This window comes from Pseudomonas sp. NPDC089392 (genome assembly GCF_044749595.1).
GTDB lineage: Bacteria > Pseudomonadota > Gammaproteobacteria > Pseudomonadales > Pseudomonadaceae > Aquipseudomonas.
Genome location: NZ_JBIVIF010000005.1, coordinates 217,134 through 237,626, shown reverse-complemented (window position 1 = coordinate 237,626; position 20,493 = coordinate 217,134). Strand labels below are relative to the sequence as shown.

The 20,493-nt window shown below is 63.7% G+C and carries 17 protein-coding genes; 11 read left to right on the top strand and 6 right to left on the bottom strand.

The window, feature by feature from the left end; all coding sequences use genetic code 11:
* Positions 1-113: 113 nt before the first annotated feature.
* Complete coding sequence (locus ACIP1G_RS08010) at positions 114-830, bottom strand: SIMPL domain-containing protein (RefSeq protein WP_400735283.1); 717 nt, start codon at positions 828-830, stop codon at positions 114-116.
* A 202-nt stretch (positions 831-1,032) separates the two neighbouring features.
* Here ACIP1G_RS08010 and ACIP1G_RS08005 point away from each other — a divergent pair, with 202 nt between their 5' ends.
* The 4 genes from ACIP1G_RS08005 to ACIP1G_RS07990 all read left to right on the top strand — a co-directional run bounded on the left by ACIP1G_RS08005 (position 1,033) and on the right by ACIP1G_RS07990 (position 5,426).
* Positions 1,033-2,289 carry an ATP-binding protein gene (locus ACIP1G_RS08005; RefSeq protein WP_400735281.1) on the top strand — a complete coding sequence of 419 codons (1,257 nt, stop codon included), beginning with the start codon at positions 1,033-1,035 and terminating at the stop codon, positions 2,287-2,289.
* Positions 2,289-2,849 carry a response regulator transcription factor gene (locus tag ACIP1G_RS08000; RefSeq protein WP_003255244.1) on the top strand — a complete coding sequence of 187 codons (561 nt, stop codon included), beginning with the start codon at positions 2,289-2,291 and terminating at the stop codon, positions 2,847-2,849. The genes ACIP1G_RS08005 and ACIP1G_RS08000 overlap by 1 nt, the downstream gene beginning before the upstream one ends.
* Before the next feature lie 217 nt (positions 2,850-3,066).
* Complete coding sequence (locus tag ACIP1G_RS07995) at positions 3,067-4,008, top strand: AEC family transporter (protein WP_400735279.1); 942 nt, start codon at positions 3,067-3,069, stop codon at positions 4,006-4,008.
* 56 nt (positions 4,009-4,064) lie between these two features.
* Entirely contained in the window at positions 4,065-5,426 is a 1,362-nt protein-coding gene (locus ACIP1G_RS07990) for an amino acid permease (RefSeq protein WP_400735277.1), read from the top strand.
* A gap of 380 nt (positions 5,427-5,806) precedes the next feature.
* Here ACIP1G_RS07990 and ACIP1G_RS07985 read toward each other — a convergent pair whose 3' ends face one another.
* The 5 genes from ACIP1G_RS07985 to gatC form a co-directional block, all read right to left on the bottom strand.
* On the bottom strand, positions 5,807-6,850 hold the full coding sequence (locus tag ACIP1G_RS07985) for a calcium/sodium antiporter (RefSeq protein ID WP_400735291.1): 1,044 nt from the start codon (positions 6,848-6,850) through the stop codon (positions 5,807-5,809).
* Between the two features lie 60 nt (positions 6,851-6,910).
* Positions 6,911-7,285, bottom strand: a complete 375-nt coding sequence (locus ACIP1G_RS07980; protein ID WP_400735276.1) for a septal ring lytic transglycosylase RlpA family protein — start codon at positions 7,283-7,285, stop codon at positions 6,911-6,913.
* A gap of 127 nt (positions 7,286-7,412) precedes the next feature.
* Positions 7,413-8,858, bottom strand: a complete 1,446-nt coding sequence (gene gatB, locus ACIP1G_RS07975; RefSeq protein WP_400735274.1) for an Asp-tRNA(Asn)/Glu-tRNA(Gln) amidotransferase subunit GatB — start codon at positions 8,856-8,858, stop codon at positions 7,413-7,415.
* A gap of 11 nt (positions 8,859-8,869) precedes the next feature.
* Positions 8,870-10,321 (bottom strand): Asp-tRNA(Asn)/Glu-tRNA(Gln) amidotransferase subunit GatA, encoded by a 1,452-nt coding sequence (gene gatA, locus ACIP1G_RS07970; protein WP_400735272.1) that lies wholly within the window; start codon positions 10,319-10,321, stop codon positions 8,870-8,872.
* Positions 10,322-10,336: 15 nt separating this feature from the next.
* The gene (gene gatC, locus ACIP1G_RS07965; RefSeq protein ID WP_400735270.1) at positions 10,337-10,624 is read right to left on the bottom strand and encodes an Asp-tRNA(Asn)/Glu-tRNA(Gln) amidotransferase subunit GatC; all 288 of its coding nucleotides are present in this window, start codon (positions 10,622-10,624) and stop codon (positions 10,337-10,339) included.
* A 204-nt stretch (positions 10,625-10,828) separates the two neighbouring features.
* Between gatC and mreB the strand changes: the two genes are divergently transcribed.
* From mreB to ACIP1G_RS07930, 7 genes are all read left to right on the top strand, one after another.
* Positions 10,829-11,866, top strand: coding sequence for a rod shape-determining protein MreB (mreB, locus tag ACIP1G_RS07960; RefSeq protein ID WP_003255163.1), 1,038 nt, complete (start codon positions 10,829-10,831; stop codon positions 11,864-11,866).
* A 196-nt stretch (positions 11,867-12,062) separates the two neighbouring features.
* Positions 12,063-13,070 (top strand): rod shape-determining protein MreC, encoded by a 1,008-nt coding sequence (mreC, locus tag ACIP1G_RS07955; protein WP_400735290.1) that lies wholly within the window; start codon positions 12,063-12,065, stop codon positions 13,068-13,070.
* The gene (gene mreD / locus ACIP1G_RS07950; protein WP_400735268.1) at positions 13,070-13,558 is read left to right on the top strand and encodes a rod shape-determining protein MreD; all 489 of its coding nucleotides are present in this window, start codon (positions 13,070-13,072) and stop codon (positions 13,556-13,558) included. The genes mreC and mreD overlap by 1 nt, the downstream gene beginning before the upstream one ends.
* 33 nt (positions 13,559-13,591) lie before the next feature.
* Positions 13,592-14,203, top strand: a complete 612-nt coding sequence (locus ACIP1G_RS07945; RefSeq protein ID WP_400735266.1) for a Maf family protein — start codon at positions 13,592-13,594, stop codon at positions 14,201-14,203.
* A gap of 54 nt (positions 14,204-14,257) precedes the next feature.
* On the top strand, positions 14,258-15,715 hold the full coding sequence (rng, locus tag ACIP1G_RS07940; RefSeq protein WP_201198720.1) for a ribonuclease G: 1,458 nt from the start codon (positions 14,258-14,260) through the stop codon (positions 15,713-15,715).
* Between the two features lie 82 nt (positions 15,716-15,797).
* Entirely contained in the window at positions 15,798-19,631 is a 3,834-nt protein-coding gene (locus tag ACIP1G_RS07935; protein WP_400735264.1) for a YhdP family protein, read from the top strand.
* A gap of 8 nt (positions 19,632-19,639) precedes the next feature.
* Positions 19,640-20,491 (top strand): carbon-nitrogen hydrolase family protein, encoded by an 852-nt coding sequence (locus ACIP1G_RS07930; protein WP_400735262.1) that lies wholly within the window; start codon positions 19,640-19,642, stop codon positions 20,489-20,491.
* Positions 20,492-20,493: the final 2 nt, after the last annotated feature.

Sequence of the window (20,493 nt, the reverse complement as noted above, 5' to 3'; positions counted from 1 at the left end):
TCACCCTGGATGTACGCCATGAAAAATGCCCCGCATCGTTGATGCGGGGCATTTTGCAGGAGCTGGCTCAAAATTTCAGGTTTTCACACAGCCTGTACAGGTGCTTCGTGGCTTTAAGGCATCTGCACTTCAATCAACCCATCAGCATTCATGCTCACTTCACTGGTCCCGGCTTCAATATCCGGCGCCGGTGCCGCTTCATCAGCCCCCATGGCCTTCATCGCCATCGGCGCACTGCGCATGTACGGGCGTGGATAGCCGCTGCTGTTCAGGTTCAAACTGACCACTTTATAGCCCTTGCCACCCAACGCCTCGGTAGCCAGTTGCGCGCGCGCCTTGAAGGCATCCACCGCATCCTTGAGCAGTGCATCTTCGCTGGACTTGCGCGTGGCCGGGGCGATGGAGAAGTCCATGCCACCCATTTTCAGTTCTTGCAGCAGGTCGGCAGTGAGCTGCGACAGGGCCGGGAAGTTGGCGCTTTCCAGGCGCAGCTCGGCACGCTCGCGCCAGCCGGTGATCTTCTGGCCTTTGCTGTCATACACCGGGTAGCTGTTGCGGCTGCCCTGGCTGATCTTCACGTCCTTGACCTGGCGCGACTGCTGCACGGCCTTGTTCATGGTTTCGGTGATCTGCTGGGCGAGCTTGCCCGGGTCGCTGTTCTGCGCTTCGCTGTACAGGGTCACGACCATCAGGTCGCGCGCTACTTCCTTGCTGACTTCGGCGCGCAGTGATACCTGGTTGTAACGTGGCTCATCGGCGGCCAGCGCCGGCAGGCTGGCAAGCAGGCCGCAGGACAGGATCAGCGCGGCGCCGCGACGTGGGATTTGCATGGGGTACTCCTTGGCAATAAAAGGCGTGGGCTCTGGTCATCCATGCCACGCATGGCCCATCAGACCGGCAACAGTGTAGTGGGTTCAAAAGTGCCATCATCACTGTGTGACAAAGTGTGGCGCTTTGCCGCATCGCTGCAGCAGGGCGCCCGGCTTCGGTATACTCCAGCCGATTTTTCTGGAGCACTCATCAGGAGAGCTCATGCTCGCTGCCGTACAACCGCTGTCCGCTACCCGCCAGAACCTCTGGCGCCTGACCGTCATCCGGGTCCTGGTCCTGGCTGCCCAGGCTGGCTCCGTGGGCGTTGCCTACTGGACCGAACTGCTGCCGCTGCCCTGGCTGTCGCTGGCCGGCACTTTGGCCTTGTCGTCGCTGCTGTGTGCCTTCACGGCCCTGCGCCTGCGCCTGTCGTTGCCGGTCACCGAAATGGAGTATGCCCTGCAGCTGGCCTGTGACCTGCTGATCCACAGTGCCTTGCTGTATTACTCCGGCGGTTCGACCAACCCGTTCGTGTCGTATTACCTGGTGCCACTGGCAATTGCTGCGGTGACCCTGCCGTGGCTGTATTCGCTGATTCTCTCGGGCATAGCCCTGACCGCCTACAGCCTGCTGCTGGTGCAGTTCTACCCGCTTGAAGGCCTGCCTATGGCGCGGGACAAGATGCAGGTCTACGGCATGTGGCTGAGCATTGCCTTGGCCGCAGCGGTAATCACCTTCTTTGCCGCGCGCATGGCCGAAGAGCTGCGCCGCCAGGAGCAGCTGCGCTCCGAGCGCCGTGAAGAAAGCCTGCGCGACGAGCAGCTGCTGGCCGTGGCCACCCAGGCTGCGGGTGCCGCCCATGAACTGGGCACGCCGTTGGCGACCATGAGCGTACTGATCAACGAAATGCGCCAGGACCACACCGACCCGCTGTTGCAGGAAGACCTGCAGATCCTCCAGGACCAGGTGAAGCTGTGCAAAGAAACCCTGCAACAGCTGGTGCGCGCTGCCGAAGCCAACCGCCGCCTGGCCGTGGTCGAGCAGGACGTGACCGCCTGGCTGGACGAAGCGCTGAACCGCTGGCACCTGATGCGCCCGGAAGCCAGCTACCGCTTCCAGCGCCTGCGCGACGGCCAGGTGCCGCGCCTGATCCCACCGCCGGACCTGACCCAGGCGCTGTTGAACCTGTTGAACAATGCAGCCGATGCCTGCCCCGATGACCTTGAAGTGCGCCTGGACTGGGACGCCCAGGACATCGTCATCAGCATCCGCGACCATGGCCCCGGCGTGCCGCCGGCCATTGCCGAAGCCATCGGCAAACCCTTCATTACCACCAAAGGCAAAGGCTTCGGCCTGGGCCTGTTCTTGAGCAAGGCCAGCGTGACCCGTGCGGGCGGTTCGGTGAAACTCTATAGTCATGAACAGGGTGGCACCCTGACCGAACTGCGCCTGCCCTATGGCAAGCGAGGAGATGAATGATGAGCGAAGAAAACCAGGTCGAAAGCGAAGAGCTGCCGCACCTGCTGTTGGTGGATGACGATGCCACCTTCACCCGGGTCATGGCCCGTGCCATGAGCCGCCGCGGTTTCCGCGTGAGCACGGCCAGTTCGGCCGAGGAAGGCTTGATCCTGGCCCAGCAGGACCTGCCGGACTACGCCACGCTGGACCTGAAGATGGACGGTGACTCCGGCCTGGTGCTGTTGCCCAAGCTGCTGGAGCTGGACCCGGAAATGCGCGTGGTGATCCTGACCGGTTACTCGAGCATTGCCACGGCGGTAGAAGCGGTGAAGCGCGGTGCCTGCAATTACCTGTGCAAGCCGGCCGATGCTGACGATGTGCTGGCGGCGCTGCTGTCGGAGCACACCGATCTGGATACCCTGGTGCCGGAAAACCCGATGTCGGTCGACCGCCTACAGTGGGAGCATATTCAGCGCGTGCTTAACGAGCACGAGGGCAATATCTCGGCCACTGCCCGGGCGCTGGGCATGCACCGCCGGACCTTGCAGCGCAAGCTGCAGAAGCGGCCGGTTCGGCGCTGAATCTTTACTGGCAGTACCGGCCTTTTCGCGGGTAAACCCGCTCCTACAGGTCTTGTGCAGGTTTCGGAACCTGTGAGGTCCCTGTGGGAGCGGGTTCACCCGCGAAGAGGCCGGTGCAGAGAGAAATTTCTCTATAACACCCCGCGATCCGCGCAAATCCCGGCTGTTGGCGTATCATTAGCCACCTAACGGCAACCCCCTCCAGGATCGCTTGCGCATGCTCGCCCTTCTTATCCAGACGCTGAACATCACGGCACCGGTCTTCGCCATGCTGTTCATGGGCGTGCTGCTCAAACGCATCCACCTGATCGACGACAATTTCAACCGCGTCGCGTCGCAGCTGGTGTTCAACGTGTGCATGCCGGCGCTTTTGTTCCTCGGCATCTACCACGCCGACCTGGCCGCAGCGGTCAAACCTGGCGTCATCCTCTATTTCATCGTCGCCACCCTGGTCGGCTTCGCCATCGCCTGGGGCCTGGCTATCTGGCGCAGCCCGCTTGCCGACCGGGGCATCTATACCCAGGGCGCGTTCCGCGGCAACAACGGCGTAATCGGCCTGGCCTTGGCCGCCAGCCTGTACGGTGACTACGGTATATCCTTGGGCGCGGTGCTCGCCGGCCTGGTCATCCTCATGTACAACTCGCTGTCGGCAGTGGTACTGGCGGTGTACAGCCCGGACCTGAAGTCCGACCCGTGGAGCATCTGCAAGAGCATCTTCAGCAACCCGCTGATCATCAGCGTGCTGGTGGCAACCCCGATGGCCTACGGCCAGGTGCCGCTGCCCAACTGGCTGCTGACCTCGGGCGACTACCTGGCGCAGATGACCCTGCCGCTGGCGCTGATCTGCATCGGCGGCACCCTGTCGCTGGCGGCATTGCGCGACAGTGGCAGGCTGGCCTTCGATGCCAGCCTGGTGAAGATGGTCTGGTTGCCGGTGCTCGGTACGCTTGGCGCCTGGTTGTGCGGCTTCCGCGGGGCCGAGCTGGGCATTCTGTTCCTCTATATCGGCAGCCCGACGGCTGCGGCCAGCTACGTGATGGCGCGGGCGGCGAACGGCAACCATCAACTGGCGGCCTCGATCATCGTGATTACCACGTTAATGGCGGCGATCACCACCAACATTGGTATTTTCATCTTGCAGTGGGGCGGATGGATCTAGATCCTTGACTGCAAATAACAGCAACAACACTGCCTCACTGAGCTAAAGGACACTTCATGCAAGACCAGAGCACGCCCGAGCGGTTACAGCGCGGGCTGAAGAATCGCCATATCCAGCTGATTGCGCTGGGCGGGGCTATCGGTACCGGGTTGTTCCTGGGCATCGCCCAGACCATCCAGCTGGCCGGCCCCTCCGTCCTGCTGGGCTATGCCATTGCCGGGCTGATGGCCTTCCTGATCATGCGCCAGCTGGGCGAAATGGTGGTGGAAGAGCCGGTGGCCGGCAGCTTCAGCCACTTCGCCCACCAGTACTGGAGCGAATTCGCCGGGTTTGTCTCGGGCTGGAACTACTGGGTGGTTTACGTGCTGGTAGGCATGGCCGAACTGACGGCGGTCGGCATCTATGTGCAGTACTGGTGGCCGGATTTCCCCACCTGGGCCACGGCGGCGATCTTCTTCGTGGTGATCAACCTGATCAATCTGACCCAGGTAAAAGTCTACGGCGAGATGGAGTTCTGGTTCGCCCTGATCAAGGTGGTGGCCATTGTCAGCATGATCGGCTTCGGCGCCTGGTTGCTGAGCAGCGGCCATGGCGGCCCGGATGCCACCGTGGCCAACCTGTGGCAATACGGTGGTTTCTTCCCTAACGGCGTCACCGGGCTGGTGATGGCCCTGGCGGTGATCATGTTCTCGTTCGGTGGCCTGGAGCTGGTGGGCATCACTGCCGCCGAGGCCGACAACCCACGCCAGAGCATCCCCAAGGCCACCAACCAGGTGGTGTACCGCATCCTGATCTTCTACATCGGCGCCCTGGCGGTGCTGCTGTCGCTGTACCCATGGCAGAAGGTAGTGCAGGGCGGTAGCCCGTTCGTGATGATCTTCCACGAGCTGGACAGTGACCTGGTGGCGACCATCCTCAATATCGTCGTGCTGACCGCTGCGTTGTCGGTATACAACAGCTGCGTGTACGCCAACAGCCGCATGCTGTTCGGCTTGGCCAGCCAGGGCGACGCGCCGCGCCAGCTGTTGAAAGTCAGCCGCAGCGGCGTGCCGCTGACAGCGCTGGGGGTGTCGGCCTTTGCCACCGGCCTGTGTGTGTTGATCAACTACCTGATGCCAGGTGAAGCCTTTGGCCTGCTGATGGCGTTGGCTGTATCGGCACTGGTGATCAACTGGGCGAGCATCAGCATTACCCACCTGAAGTTCCGCAAGGCCAAGCTGGCCGCCGGGATTACCCCGTTCTACAAGAGCCTGGGGCACCCGCTGACCAACTACCTGTGCCTGGCATTCATCGTGCTGATTCTGGTGGTGATGTACCTGACCCCGCCGATTCGCATCTCGGTGATGTTGATTCCGGGGTGGATTGCCGTGCTGTGGGTGGCCTTCAAGTTGAAGAAGGCTCGGCAGGCCAAGGGCTGAATTGGGTTTGTTCTTGAGGGGTATGCCGTTAGGTTTTCGGCGCCTGGGAGATCGAGCGCCGTAGATGTTTGCCGCAACATTTTCAGCGCCTATGAGATCGAGCGCCGCCCGCGCGGCGCTTCGCGGCTAAAGCCGCTACGTTTGTTTCGGGCCAATTATTCCTGTGGGATTTGCGCGCGAACGCCTTGGCGCACACCTCGAAATCGCGCCGTACAAACAGGGCGGTCGCGCGCGCCTGGCACAGGATGGACTGGCCCGAAACAAATGTAGGAGCGGCTTTAGCCGCGAAGCGCCGCGCGGGCGGCGCTCGATCTCACCGACGATGCAAGGCTAAAGGCCTGCGCTTGGCGGCCCTGACGCGCTCCCATTCCACACCTCCCTCAATGCTGCCGCCGCCATGCCCGCACCGTCGTGTACAACAACACAAGCGCAAGCACCGGCAGCACATAGAACAGCATCAATTGTTCCAGGCGGCCGGCGAGCGGCAGGCCCATGGTAAACGCCGCCACGTGCAGGCCGTAGGCAAGGTACAGGCAAAGGAATACCAGGCCCTCGGCGCGAGTGATGCGGTACCCGGAATAGAACACCGGCAGGCTCAGAACGGCAACGCCGAGCATCACCGGCAGGTCGAAAGACAGTGCATTGGGTGATATCGACAGCGGCTCGGGGGTAACCAGTGCAGTCAGGCCGAGAACGGCCAGCAGGTTGAACAGGTTGCTGCCGATCACCGTGCCCACGGCGATTTCCCGTTCGCCACGCAGGGCGGCGATCAGTGCGGCGGCCAGTTCCGGCAGGGAGGTGCAGATGGCGACGACCGTCAGGCCGATGATGCGCTCGGATAGACCCAGGTCGGTAGCCACCTCGACGGCGGCCTCCAGCAACAAGTGACCCGCCAGGCTCAGTAAGCCAAGGCCGACCAGTACCTGCAGCAGCGTACCCGGCCAGAAGCGCCCGGCGCTGGCCCTGGCGGCGTCCGGGGCAGGGTAGGTACGTGCATAGTGGCGCGACTGGTGCCAGAGCATGGCCAGGTAACCGGCCAGGCCCAGCAGCAGCAAGGTCCCTTCGATGCGGCCCAGATGGCCGTTGGCGGACAGCGCATAGACCAACCCGCTGGCGACGATCATCAGCGGTATGTCCAGGCGTACCAGTTGGCGCGACACCCGCAGCGGGATGATCAGCGCGGCCAGGCCGAGAATGACCAGTACGTTGAAGATGTTGCTACCGATCACGCTGCCTACCGCCACGTCCGGCGCGCCCTGGTAGGCGGCCTGCAGGCTTACGGTCAGTTGTGGCGCGGTGCTGCCGAAGGCCACCAGGCTCAGGCCGATGATCAGCGGGCGAACATGAAGGCGCTGCGCCAGGCGCAAGGCTGCGCGCACCAGCAGTTCGGCGCCGCCAACCAGCAACAGCAGGGCGATGCCCAGTTGCAGCAGGCTGAAGGTGGGAAGGGTGGCCAGGTCGAAAATGGTCGGACTCCTGTCGCGTCAGTCGCTAAGCCCTTGTACTCGCACGCGCGCTGTTCCGCTACGGAGCATGCCGATTTTTTCTGCGGCGGCGCGTGACAGGTCGATCAGGCGGCCGCGGGTGTGTGGGCCACGGTCGTTGATACGGACCACGACGCTGCGTTGGTTGGCCGTGTTGGTGACCAGCACGCGTGTGCCGAAGGGCAGGCTGCGGTGGGCGGCGGTAAGGCCGTGCTGGTTGAACGGTTCGCCGCTGGCGGTGCGTTTGCCGTGGTGGCGTGAGCCGTAATAGGACGCGGTGCCCGTCTGGTTGTAGCCGCGCGGGTCGATGTCGTGGCTGGCGCAGCCGGCCAGGAAGGAAAACAGGGCCAAGGTGCCGAGGGATCGTTTTAGCAAGTCAGGTGCTCTCCTGGGGCGGCAATTCGCGGCTAAAGCCGCTCCTACAGGTACAGCGCGGACCTGTAGGAGCGGGTTTACCCGCGAACGAGGGCGAAGCCCTCGCAGCATTACAGCGGTAAAACAATCACCCTTCGAGCTTGGCCTTGAGCAATTGGTTCACCTGCCCCGGGTTGGCCTTGCCTTTGGAGGCTTTCATCGCCTGGCCGACGAAGAAGCCGAACATCTTGCCGCGCTTGGCTTCATCAGCCGCACGGTACTGTTCGACCTGCTCGGCGTTGGCGGCCAGCATTTCGTCGAGCATCTTGTCGATCGCACCCGTGTCGGTGACCTGCTTCAGGCCTTTGCTCTCGATGATGCTGTCGGCATCGCCTTCACCGGCGGCCATGGCCTCGAACACGGTCTTGGCGATTTTGCCGCTGATGGTGTTGTCGCGGATGCGCAGCAGCATGCCACCCAGCTGCGCGGCGCTGACAGGTGCCTGGTCGATTTCCACGCCCAGCTTGTTCAGCAGGCTGCCCAGCTCGACCATTACCCAGTTGGCGGCCAGCTTGGCGTCGCCGCCAATTTTCACCACTTCTTCGAAGTAATCTGCCTGTTCGCGGCTGGAAGCCAGCACGTTGGCGTCGTAGGCCGACAGGCCATACTGGCTCTGGAAGCGCTCGACCTTTTGCGGTGGCAGCTCTGGCAGGCCGGCGCGGATGGTTGCGAGGAAGCTGTCCTCGATCACCACCGGCAGCAGGTCAGGGTCGGGGAAGTAACGGTAGTCGTTGGCTTCCTCCTTGCTGCGCATGGAGCGGGTTTCGTCCTTGTTCGGGTCGTACAGGCGGGTTTCCTGCACCACCTTGCCGCCGTCTTCGATCAGGTCGATCTGGCGCTGGATCTCGCTGTTGATCGCACGCTCGATGAAGCGGAACGAGTTGACGTTCTTGATCTCGCAGCGGGTGCCGAACTCGGCCTGGCCTTTCGGGCGGATCGACACGTTGCAGTCGCAACGCAGCGAGCCTTCGGCCATGTTGCCGTCGCAGATGCCCAGGTAACGCACCAGTGCGTGGATCGCCTTGACGTAGGCCACCGCCTCTTTGGCGCTGCGCATGTCAGGCTCGGAGACGATTTCCAGCAGCGGCGTGCCGGCACGGTTCAAGTCGATGCCGGTGGAGCCGCTGAAGTCTTCGTGCAGGCTCTTGCCGGCGTCTTCTTCCAGGTGCGCGCGGGTTACCCCGATGCGCTTGATGGTGCCGTCTTCCAGGGCGATGTCCAGGTGACCCTTGCCGACGATCGGCAGGTCCATCTGGCTGATCTGGTAGCCCTTGGGCAGGTCCGGGTAGAAGTAGTTCTTGCGCGCGAACACGTTGCGCTTGCCGATCTCGGCATCGATGGCCAGGCCGAACATGCACGCCATGCGCACGGCTTCCTGGTTCAGTACCGGCAGTACGCCAGGCATGCCCAGGTCAACCAGGCTGGCCTGGGTGTTCGGCTCGGAGCCAAAGGTGGTGGCGCTGCCGGAGAAGATCTTCGACTGGGTGGCGAGCTGAGTGTGGATTTCCAGCCCGATCACAACTTCCCATTGCATGTGTGAATTCCTCAGAAGCCGTTGGGGGCGCGGGTGTGCCAGTCGGTCACTTGCTGGTAGCGGTGCGCGACGTTGAGCAGGCGGCCTTCCTGGAAGTACGGCGCCAGCAGTTGCACACCGACCGGCAGGTCATCGACGAAGCCGGCTGGCATCGACAGGCCCGGCAGGCCCGCCAGGTTGGCGGTGATGGTGTAGACGTCTTCCAGGTAGGCGGCGACCGGGTCGCTGCTCTTGGCGCCAAGCTTCCAGGCCGGGTTTGGCGTGGTTGGGCCAAGGATCAGGTCGACGTCGTTGAAGGCGGCCATGAAGTCGTTCTTGATCAGGCGGCGGATCTGCTGCGCCTTCACATAGTAGGCGTCATAGTAGCCGGCCGACAGGGCATAGGTGCCGACCATGATGCGGCGCTGCACTTCAACGCCGAAGCCTTCGCCACGGGAACGCTTGTACAGGTCGGTGAGGTCTTTTGGCTCTTCGCAGCGGTAGCCGAAGCGCACGCCGTCGAAACGCGACAGGTTGGACGAGGCTTCAGCCGGGGCGATCACGTAGTAGGCCGGGATGGCGTGCTGCATGTTCGGCAGGCTGATTTCCTTGACCACGGCGCCGAGCTTTTCCAGCTCCTTGACGCTGGCCTGGACCAGGTCGGCGATGCGCGGGTCGAGGCCGGCACCGAAGTACTCCTTCGGCAGGCCGATGCGCAGGCCCTGCAGCGAGGAATTGAGGTTGGCGCTGTAGTCCGGCACCGGCTCTTCGATGCTGGTGGAGTCCTTGGCATCGAAACCGGCCATGCCTTGCAGCAGCAGGGCGCAGTCTTCTGCAGTGCGTGCCAGAGGGCCGCCCTGGTCGAGGCTGGAGGCGTAGGCGATCATGCCCCAGCGCGAAACACGACCGTACGTCGGCTTGAGGCCGGTGAGGTTGGTCAGTGCCGCCGGCTGGCGGATCGAACCGCCGGTGTCGGTACCGGTGCTGGCCGGCAGCAGGCGCGCGGCCACGGCTGCAGCCGAACCGCCCGACGAGCCGCCCGGCACGTGCTCCAGGTTCCATGGGTTCTTCACCGCGCCGTAGTGGCTGGATTCGTTGGCCGAACCCATGGCGAACTCGTCCATGTTGGTCTTGCCCAGGGTGACCATGCCGGCCTCGGCCAGCTTGGCAACCACGGTGGCGTCATACGGGGCCTTGAAGTTGTCGAGCATCTTCGAGCCGCAGCTGGTGCGTACGCCGTTGGTGCAGAACAGGTCCTTGTGGGCGATCGGGGCACCCAGCAGCGCGCCGGTTTCGCCAGCGGCGCGACGGGCGTCGGCGGCACGCGCCTGGCCCAGGGCCAGGTCTTCGGTGACGCTGATGAAGCTGTTGATTTGCGGGTCGAGCTGCTTGATGCGCGCCAGCAGGGCGCCGGTCAGCTCTTCGGAAGAAAACGACTTGTCGGCGAGTCCGCGGGCGATCTCGGCCAGGGTCAATTGATGCATGGCAGGTTCTATCCCTTACTCGATGACTTTGGGAACCAGGTACAGACCGCTTTCGGTCGACGGCGCAATGGCCTGGTAGGCGTCGCGCTGGTTGCTTTCGGTGACCTGGTCGGGACGCAGGCGCTGGCTGGCCTCGAGGGGGTGGGCCAGGGGCTCGATGCCAGTGGTATCGACCGCTTGCATCTGGTCAACCAGCCCAAGAATGCTGTTCAGGGCGTCGGTAATGCGTGGCAGATCGCCATCATTCAGGCCCAGGCGGGCCAGATGGGCGATCTTTTCCACGTCGCAGCGTTCAAGCGCCATGGGGATCTCCAGGGGAAACAAAGAACGGAATGATGTCCGTGGTGAGGAACATGTCAGCTTTCTGGCGGTCTAACGGCCGCGATCATCTGCTGGCGTGCTCGGAAAAACAGCCAATTTAACATATTGGCTCCTTGCCCAAAATCCCCGCCGTTGTTAGAGTTTGCCGCACTTTTTTACCCACGCTTTCCCCAGGGTCACTTTCCCATGTTCAAGAAACTGCGTGGCATGTTTTCCAGCGATCTCTCCATCGACCTGGGTACTGCCAACACCCTTATTTACGTGCGTGAGCGCGGTATCGTCCTGAATGAGCCCTCGGTTGTTGCCATCCGTACCCATGGCAATCAGAAAAGCGTCGTCGCCGTCGGTACCGAAGCCAAACGCATGCTGGGCCGTACGCCCGGCAACATTGCAGCCATTCGTCCGATGAAGGACGGCGTCATCGCCGACTTCAGCGTCTGCGAAAAAATGTTGCAATATTTTATCAACAAAGTTCACGAAAACAGCTTCCTGCAGCCCAGCCCGCGTGTGCTGATCTGCGTGCCGTGCAAGTCGACCCAGGTAGAGCGCCGCGCCATTCGCGAGTCGGCCCTGGGTGCCGGTGCCCGTGAAGTGTTCCTGATCGAAGAACCGATGGCCGCTGCTATTGGTGCCGGCCTGCCGGTCGAAGAGGCTCGCGGTTCGATGGTCGTCGATATCGGTGGTGGTACCACTGAAATCGCCCTCATCTCCCTGAACGGTGTGGTCTATGCCGAATCCGTCCGTGTTGGCGGCGACCGTTTCGACGAAGCCATCGTTACCTACGTGCGCCGCAACTACGGCAGCCTGATCGGCGAATCCACCGCCGAGCGCATCAAGCAGGAAATCGGTACCGCCTACCCGGGCGGCGAAGTCCGCGAAGTCGACGTGCGTGGCCGTAATCTGGCCGAAGGCGTACCGCGTGCCTTCACCCTGAACTCCAACGAAGTGCTCGAAGCGCTGCAGGAATCCCTGGCGACCATCGTCCAGGCGGTCAAGAGCGCGCTGGAGCAATCGCCACCCGAGCTGGCTTCGGACATCGCCGAGCGCGGCCTGGTGCTGACCGGTGGTGGCGCGCTGCTGCGTGACCTGGACAAACTGCTGGCCCAGGAGACCGGCCTGCCGGTAATCGTCGCCGAAGACCCGCTGACCTGTGTCGCCCGTGGCGGCGGTCGCGCCCTGGAGATGATGGACAAGCACGCGATGGACCTGCTCTCCAGCGAGTGATTCCACTCGCTGTTCACGAGCGCCCGGTTTACAGGTAGTACGCACAGTGCTACCTGTATGTGCTGGGCTGGCGCCTGTTTGTGGCGCCGTATCCGTCAACCCGCAACCAGGCTGGTGCGTTGTCCCATGTCCAATGACCTCCTGAGTCGTCCACGAGGAACGGCCCATTAAACCGCTTTTTTCCAAGGGCCCTTCGCTGGGCGTTCGCCTGCTCGTTCTGGTGGTGATGTCGGTCGCGTTGATGGTCGTCGACGCGCGCTTCGACGTGCTCAAGCCGGTGCGTAGCCAGATGGGCCTGGTGCTCATGGAATCTTACTGGATCACCGACCTGCCGCAGCGTGCCTGGCAAGGCGTGGCCGGCCAGTTCGGCAGCCGCACAGAACTGATCGCCGAAAACGAAAAGCTCAAGACCGAAGCCCTGTTGCTGCAGGGGCGCCTGCAGAAGCTGGCGGCCCTGACCGAGCAGAACGTGCGCCTGCGCGAGCTGCTCAACTCCTCGGCGCTGGTCAACGAAAAGGTCGAAGTGGCCGAGCTGATCGGTGTCGACCCCAACCCGTTCACCCACCGCATCCTGATCAACAAGGGCGAGCGTGACGGCGTGTTCCTCGGCCAGCCGGTACTCGATGCCCGCGGCCTGATGGGCCAGGTGGTCGAGTTGATGCCCTATACCTCGCGGGTGCTGCTGCTGACAGATACCACCCACAGCATTCCGGTGCAGGTCAACCGCAACGGCCTGCGCGCCATCGCCAGCGGCACCGGCAACCCGGAGCGGCTGGAGCTGCGCCATGTGGCCGATACCGCCGATATCAAGGAAGGCGACCTGTTGGTCAGTTCCGGCATGGGCCAGCGTTTCCCGGCCGGCTACCCGGTGGCCACGGTCAACGAAGTGATCCACGATTCCGGCCAGCCGTTCGCCATCGTTCGCGCTATCCCCACCGCCGCGCTCAACCGCAGCCGCTACATGCTGTTGGTGTTCAGCGACCGGCGTACCCCGGAACAGCGCGCTACCGATGCCGCCATTGCCCAGGAAGAGGCCGACCGCAAGGGCGCCTCGGCTTCCGGCCAGCCGGCCAGCACGGGCGAGCAGGGCGCACCTGCCGCACCGCCTGCACCTGCGGCCCCGGCACAGCCTGCAACCTCGGCGGCTGCACCTGCCACGCCGGTTGCCGCGCCTGCCGCACCCGCTCATCCCCGGAGGCAATGATGGCTGCATCACGCCGCAACAACGGCTGGGTCGTCTGGCTGACTTTCGCCATCGGCCTGCTGCTCAGTGTCTCGCCCATGCCGCAGTTCATGGAAGTATTCCGGCCTATGTGGCTGGCCTTGCTGGTGTCGTTCTGGACCCTTGCCGTACCGAACAAGGTCGGCATGACCACGGCGTTCGTGCTGGGCCTGGCCGAGGATGTGCTGTATGGCACCCTGCTGGGGCAGAACGCGCTGGTCCTTACCCTCATCACTTTCCTGGTGCTGTCACTGCAGCAGCGCCTGCGCATGTTCCCCATGTGGCAGCAGAGCCTGGTGATCCTGGTGATCTTCGGCATCGCCCAGTTGATCCAGCTGTGGCTCAGCGCGCTGACCGGCAACCGCCTGCCTACCCTGGCGCTGGTCTGGTCGGCAGTGATCAGTGCCTTGCTCTGGCCATGGATCAGCTTTGCCCTGCGCGACCTGCGCCGACGCTTGCGTATCAACTGACGGCGATGCCGCAACTGACAGGGAGATGTCTGCATGAACCCTCTATTCCTGGCCTCCGGCTCGCCCCGTCGTCGTGAACTGCTGACCCAGATCGGCGTGCCGTTCAGCGTCGTCAGCGCCCCCATCGATGAAACCCCACTGCCTAACGAAAGCGCCCCGGCCTACGTCGAACGCCTGGCCCGGGCCAAGGCTGCCGCCGGCCTGGCCTGTGTCGAAGGGCCGGCTGTAGTACTCGGCGCAGATACCGCCGTGGTGCTCGATGGTCGTATTCTCGGCAAGCCGGAAAACCGCGAAGATGCCCTGGCCATGCTGGCCGACCTGTCAGGCCGCGAGCATCAGGTACTGACCGCTGTCGCCCTCGATGATGGCCAGCGCGTGCACAGCCTGTGCGTCACCAGCAAGGTGCGTTTCCGTGTGATCAGCGCCGATGAAGCGCAACGCTACTGGGCCAGCGGCGAGCCAGCTGACAAGGCCGGCGGCTACGCCATCCAGGGCCTGGGCGCGGTGTTTGTCACTGGTCTTTCCGGCAGCTACTCGGCGGTGGTCGGCTTACCCCTGAGTGAAACGGCCGAGTTGCTTGGTCAATTCGGCATCGCCTGCTGGCAATCGCCTGCGCATACGCCCGAGGTAACAAACCCGCGCTAGCCAGCATTGCATACGCCATCCATCATTATTCAAGACCTTTGACGAGAGCCTGCCATGAGTGAAGAGATCCTGATCAACATCACCCCGATGGAGTCACGCGTGGCGGTGGTGGAAAACGGGGTACTGCAGGAAGTGCACGTCGAGCGCACCCAGCGCCGTGGCATCGTCGGCAATATCTACAAGGGCAAGGTGGTTCGTGTGCTGCCGGGCATGCAAGCGGCCTTCGTCGACATTGGCCTGGAGCGCGCAGCGTTCATCCATGCCTCGGAAATTTCCCAGCGCGAAGGCTCGGCAGTCGAGAACATCACGGCATTGGTGCACGAGGGCCAGGCCCTGGTGGTGCAAGTGACCAAGGACCCTATCGGCAGCAAGGGCGCGCGCCTGACCACCCAGCTGTCGATCCCCTCGCGCTACCTGGTGTACATGCCGCGCAGCAGCCATGTCGGCATTTCGCTGAAGATCGAGGATGAAGCCGAGCGCGAGCGCCTCAAGCAGGTGGTCAGCAACTGCATGGAGAGCGAAAACATAAAGGATGCCGGCGGGTTCATCCTGCGTACCGCTGCCGAGGGCGCGCGTGCCGAGGAAATCCTCCAGGACATCCGCTACCTGCGTCGCCTGTGGGAGCAGATCGGCACCCAGATCAAGACCTGCGGTGCACCCACGGTCATCTACGAAGACCTGGGCCTGGCCCTGCGTACCCTGCGCGACCTGGTCAACCCGAAGATCGAGAAGATTCGCATCGACTCACGGGAAACCTTCCAGAAGACCACGCAGTTCGTCGGCGAACTGATGCCGGAAATTGCCGACCGCCTCGAACATTACCCTGGCGAACGGCCAATCTTCGACCTGTATGGCGTCGAAGACGAAATCCAGCGTGCCCTGGAGCGCAAGGTGCCGCTGAAGTCCGGTGGCTACCTGGTGGTCGACCCGGCCGAAGCGATGACCACCATCGACGTCAACACCGGCGCGTTCGTCGGCCATCGCAACCTTGAAGAGACCATCTTCAAGACCAACCTCGAGGCCGCCACCGCCATCGCTCGGCAACTGCGCCTGCGCAATATCGGCGGCATCATCATCATCGACTTCATCGATATGGAAGACGAAGAGCACCAGCGCCAGGTGCTGCGCACCCTGGAAAAGCAGCTGGAGCGCGATCACGCCAAGACCAACATCATCGGTATCACCGAACTGGGCCTGGTGCAGATGACCCGCAAGCGCACGCGTGAAAGCCTTGAGCAGGTGCTGTGTGAGCCGTGCCTTGCCTGCCAGGGCCGCGGCAAGCTGAAAACCCCCGAGACCATCTGTTACGAAATTTTCCGCGAGATCCTGCGCGAGGCCCGAGCCTACCAGGCCGAAGGCTACCGTGTGCTGGCCAACCAGAAGGTTGTCGACCGCCTGCTGGATGAGGAGTCGGGCAACGTAGCGGAGCTGGAGGCGTTCATCGGTCGAACCATTCGCTTCCAGGTCGAGTCGATGTATTCGCAGGAACAATATGACGTGGTGCTGCTCTGAGGCCTTTTGAAACACGCCGCTGCAGGGTCGGGCTGGCAAAACTGGCGCTACGGGCCATCATGGATAGACGACTTGGAGGGCCATGGCCATGGGACGTCTGACCCGCGTTCTTGTCGCCTTGACCCGCTGGGGGCTGGGTATATGCGCCCTGCTGGCGGTATTGGTGGCGCTGTATGTCAGCCTGGGCCGCGAACTGGTGCCACTGGTGGCCGAGTACCGCGCCGATCTGGAAAGCAAGGCCGAGCAGGCGTTGGGCCTACCCGTGCATGTCGGTGCCCTGGAGGGGCGCTGGAGCGGCTTGGCGCCGGTGCTGCGGGTGCGCGACCTGCAATTGGGCGAGGGTGCCACGGCGCTGCGTCTGGATGACGTCAAGGTAGTCCCCGACGTCTGGGCCAGCCTTGCTGCCCGCGAAGTGCGTCTGGCGCGCATTCAGCTGGGCGGCCTGCAACTGATCCTGCGCGAGAACGACCAGGGGGCTTGGAACCTCGAAGGCCTGCCGAAGAAGGACGATACAGCGCTTGATCCCGCCGAGCTGCTGCAGCGCCTGCGCCAGCTGGGCCGCGTTGATGTGTTCGACAGCCAAGTCACCCTGCACCCCTGGCAGCGCGACCCGCTGACCCTGACCTATGTAAGCGCCGGCCTGCAAGCCGGGGCTTCGCGCCAGGCCCTGGACCTGCGAGCGACCCTGCCCGATGGCCAACCCTTGGCGCTGAACCTGCGCAGCCGCGCGTCGGCCAAGGACTGGCGTGATGGCGAGGTCGAAGCCTACCTGAGCCTGCCACAAAGTGACTGGTCGCACTGGTTGCCACCCAGCTTGCTGGGGCAGTGGCATGCCGACGCCCTGCGGGCGGGCGGTGAATTCTGGGTTGACTGGGGCAAGGGGCAGTTGCAGCGGGCCGTGGTGCGGCTCAATGCACCTGAGCTGCAGGGCGCCTATTCCGGGCGCAAGGCTGCCAAACTGAACAACCTGGCCCTTGGCGCCTGGTTCCAGCGCCAGGATCAAGGCTTTGATGTGGTGGTCGACTCCCTGGCCATGGATATCGGCAAGACCCGCTGGGAGTCGCACCTGCAGTTGCAGCAACGCCCAGGCGAGCATGCAGCCGATGAAAGCTGGCAGGTGCAGGCCGACCACCTCAACCTTACGCCGTTGACCTCGCTGATCGATGCCTGGGCACCACTGCCTGAAAAAGTCATGGACGTGGTCGATGGCCTGAAAGTGACCGGTGCGCTGCGCAATGTACGCCTGGTTGCCCGCCCCAAGGCCGAGGGTGACCAGCGCCTGCAGTTCGAGGCCAACCTGGACAAGGTCGGCTTCGATGCTTACCACAGCGCCCCGGCTGCCGGTAACGTCAGCGGCAGCATCAGCGGAGATCTGGGCCACGGTGAGCTGCGCCTGGATACCGATGCATTCATGCTGCATCTGTACCCGATCTTTGCCAAGCCCTGGCACTATCAGAAGGCCAATGCGCGCCTGACCTGGGCCTTGGACAAAGAGGGTTTCACCCTGATCGCGCCGTACCTCAAGGTGCTGGGCGAGGAGGGCAAGATTGCCGGGGACTTCCTCATTCGCCTGCTGTTCGAAGAAGGCCGCGAGGACTACATGGACCTGCGCGTCGGCCTGACCGAAGGCGATGGCCGCTACACCGCCAAGTACCTGCCCGAAGTGCTCAGCCCGGCCCTCGACGAATGGCTGCGCAGCGCCATCGTCAAAGGCGCGGTGGACGAAGGCTACTTCCAGTACCAGGGCTCACTGAACCATGGCGTGGCGCCGGAGGCTCGCAGCATCAGCCTGTTCTTCAAGGTGCATGACGCGGCCCTGGATTTCCAGCCTGGCTGGCCGCAAGTGCAGCACGTGGATGGCGATGTGCTGATCGAGGACAGCGGTGTGCGCGTCAAGGCCCAGCGTGGCGTGCTGCTCGACACCAAGGTCAGCAATATCAATGTCGATATCCCGCATGTTGACGAGGGCCAACACAGCCACCTGTACCTTGATGGTGACTTCGACGGCAGCCTGGGTGATGGCCTGAAGATCCTCAAGGAAGCGCCGATCGGCACGGGCGAAATCTTTGCTGGCTGGGAGGGCGAGGGGCCGCTGAAGGGCAAGGTCAAGCTCGATATCCCGCTGGCCCACGGGCAGCGGCCAAAAGTGCAGGTGAATTTCGTCACCAATGATGCGCGCCTGAAGGTCGCGCCGCCGAGCCTGGAATTGAGCCGCCTGAAGGGTGACTTCAGCTTCGATTTCGACAAGGGGCTGAGTGGCAAGGGCATCAGCCTGCAAGCCTTCGGCAAGCCAGTGACGGCGCAAATCACCGCCGAAGGCCAGCCCGGGCAGATGCAGACGCGTATCAACGCCAATGGCCAGGTGTCGCTCAAGGCGCTGACCGATTGGCTGCAGTTCAATCAAGCCTTGCCAGCCTCTGGTGACCTGCCGTACCAGTTGCAGGTCAGCCTGGGTAGCCGGGAAAACCGCCTGAGCGTCACCTCCAGCCTCAAGGGCCTGGCCATCGACCTGCCGGCACCGTTCGGCAAGGCAGCGGCAGATACCCGCGACAGCCGTTTCAGCATGAACTTGCAGGGCCCGGAGCGGCGCTTCGATGCCGCATATACCGACCTTGCCCGCTTTGCCTACGCCGCGCCGGCAGACAAGCTGAGCCAGGGCCGTGGTGAGTTGCTGCTGGGTGCAGGCGAAGCCCAGGTACCTGCCGGGCAGGGCCTGCGCGTGCGCGGGCGCCTGCAGGCGCTGGACCTGGCGCCCTGGCAAGAACAGGCGGCACGCCTTGCCGGCAACGACCCAGGCGGCAGCGCACGGCAGAACCTGCAGAGCGTGGACCTGAGTATCGGCCAGCTGAAAGCCTTTGGCATGGACCTGAACCAGGCCGTGGTGCGCCTGGCCCGTGGCGGCCCGGCCTGGGATTTGCGTCTCGACAGCAAGGAGGTTATCGGCAATGCCCGGGTGCCAGATGCCAAGGGGGCGCCCATGGTCGTGCGCATGCAAACCCTGCGCCTGCCCGCTGCCAGCCCAGCCGAAAAGCAGGCCCAGGAACAGGCCGAGGAGGGCCCGGACCCGCTGGCGTCGTTCGACCCGCGCAAAGTACCGGCACTAGACCTGAGCATCGATAAACTCTACCGCGGTGACGACCTGTTCGGCAGCGCATCGATCAAGCTGCGGCCGACCGCGCGTGGCGTTACCGCCAGCGATATCGACCTCGATTTCAAAGGCCTGCGCATCGATGGCGGTGGCGGCTGGGAAGGCGAACCCGGCAGCACCAGCAGCTGGTACAAGGGGCGCCTGGACGGCAAGAACCTGGCCGATGTGCTCAAGGCCTGGGGCTTTGCCCCGACCGTGACCAGCCGCGACTTCCGCCTGGATGTGGATGGCCGCTGGCCGGGCTCGCCTGCCTCGGTGAGCCTCAAGCGCTTCTCGGGCAGCATGGATGCGGCGCTGCGCACTGGCCAGTTCGTCGAGGTTGAAGGTAGCGCCCAGGCGTTGCGGGTGTTCGGCCTGCTCAACTTCAACTCGATTGGCCGCCGCTTGCGCCTGGACTTTTCCGACCTGTTCGACAAGGGCCTGGCCTATGACCGGGTCAAAGGCCTGTTGGTCGCCAGTAGCGGCGTCTACGTGACCCGCGAGCCGATCACCGTAACCGGGCCGTCGAGCAACTTCGAACTGGATGGCACCCTGGACCTGGTGCGCGACCGGGTCGATGCCAACCTGCAGGTGACCCTGCCGGTAACCAACAACCTGCCACTGGCGGCCCTGATCGTCGGCGCGCCGGCCGTGGGCGGGGCGCTGTTCCTGGTCGACCGTTTGATCGGTGACCGCGTGTCGCGCTTTGCCAGCGTGCACTACCGTGTCGAAGGCCCGGTGAAAGAGCCTAGAATCACATTTGTGAAACCTTTCGAGAAATCCCGCTAGGAGTGCCCATGAAGGCAGCGGTAATCCAGATGGTCAGCCAGGACGATGTACTGGCCAACCTGCAGCGTGCCGGTGCCTTGCTGGAGCAGGCCGCGCTGGGCGGCGCACGGCTGGCGGTGCTGCCAGAAAACTTCGCCGCCATGGGCCGCAAGGACGCTGCTGCCATCGGCCGTGCCGAAGCCTTGGGCGAAGGGCCGATCCTGCCGTGGTTGAAACGTACCGCCCGCGACCTCAAGTTATGGATTGTTGCCGGTACCTTGCCCTTGCCGCCGGTCGGCCAGCCCGAAGCCAAGGCCCATGCCTGCTCGCTGCTGATCGACGAGCACGGCGAGGTGGCGGCACGCTACGACAAGCTGCACCTGTTCGACGTGGACGTTGCCGACAACCGCGGTCGTTACCGTGAGTCGGATGACTATGCCCATGGCGCACAGGTAGTGGTGGCTGATACGCCGGTCGGGCGTTTGGGCTTGAGCGTGTGTTACGACCTGCGCTTCCCCGAGCTGTACAGCGCGCTGCGTGCTGCCGGCGCGGAACTGATCACCGCACCGGCTGCCTTTACTGCAGTGACCGGAGCGGCGCATTGGGAGGTGCTGGTGCGTGCCCGGGCCATCGAGACCCAGTGCTATCTGCTGGCGGCGGCGCAGGGCGGCACCCACCCGGGCCCACGGGAAACCCATGGCCATGCGGCGATCGTCGACCCCTGGGGGCGCATCGTCGCGCAACAGGCGCAAGGCGAAGCGGTACTGCTTGCCGAGCGCGACATTGAAGAACAAGCGTCCATCCGGGCGCGCATGCCGGTGGTATCGCACCGGCGCTTTTTCTCGCAGGGCGCGTTGCGGCCTGCGCACACCTCGGAGTGACT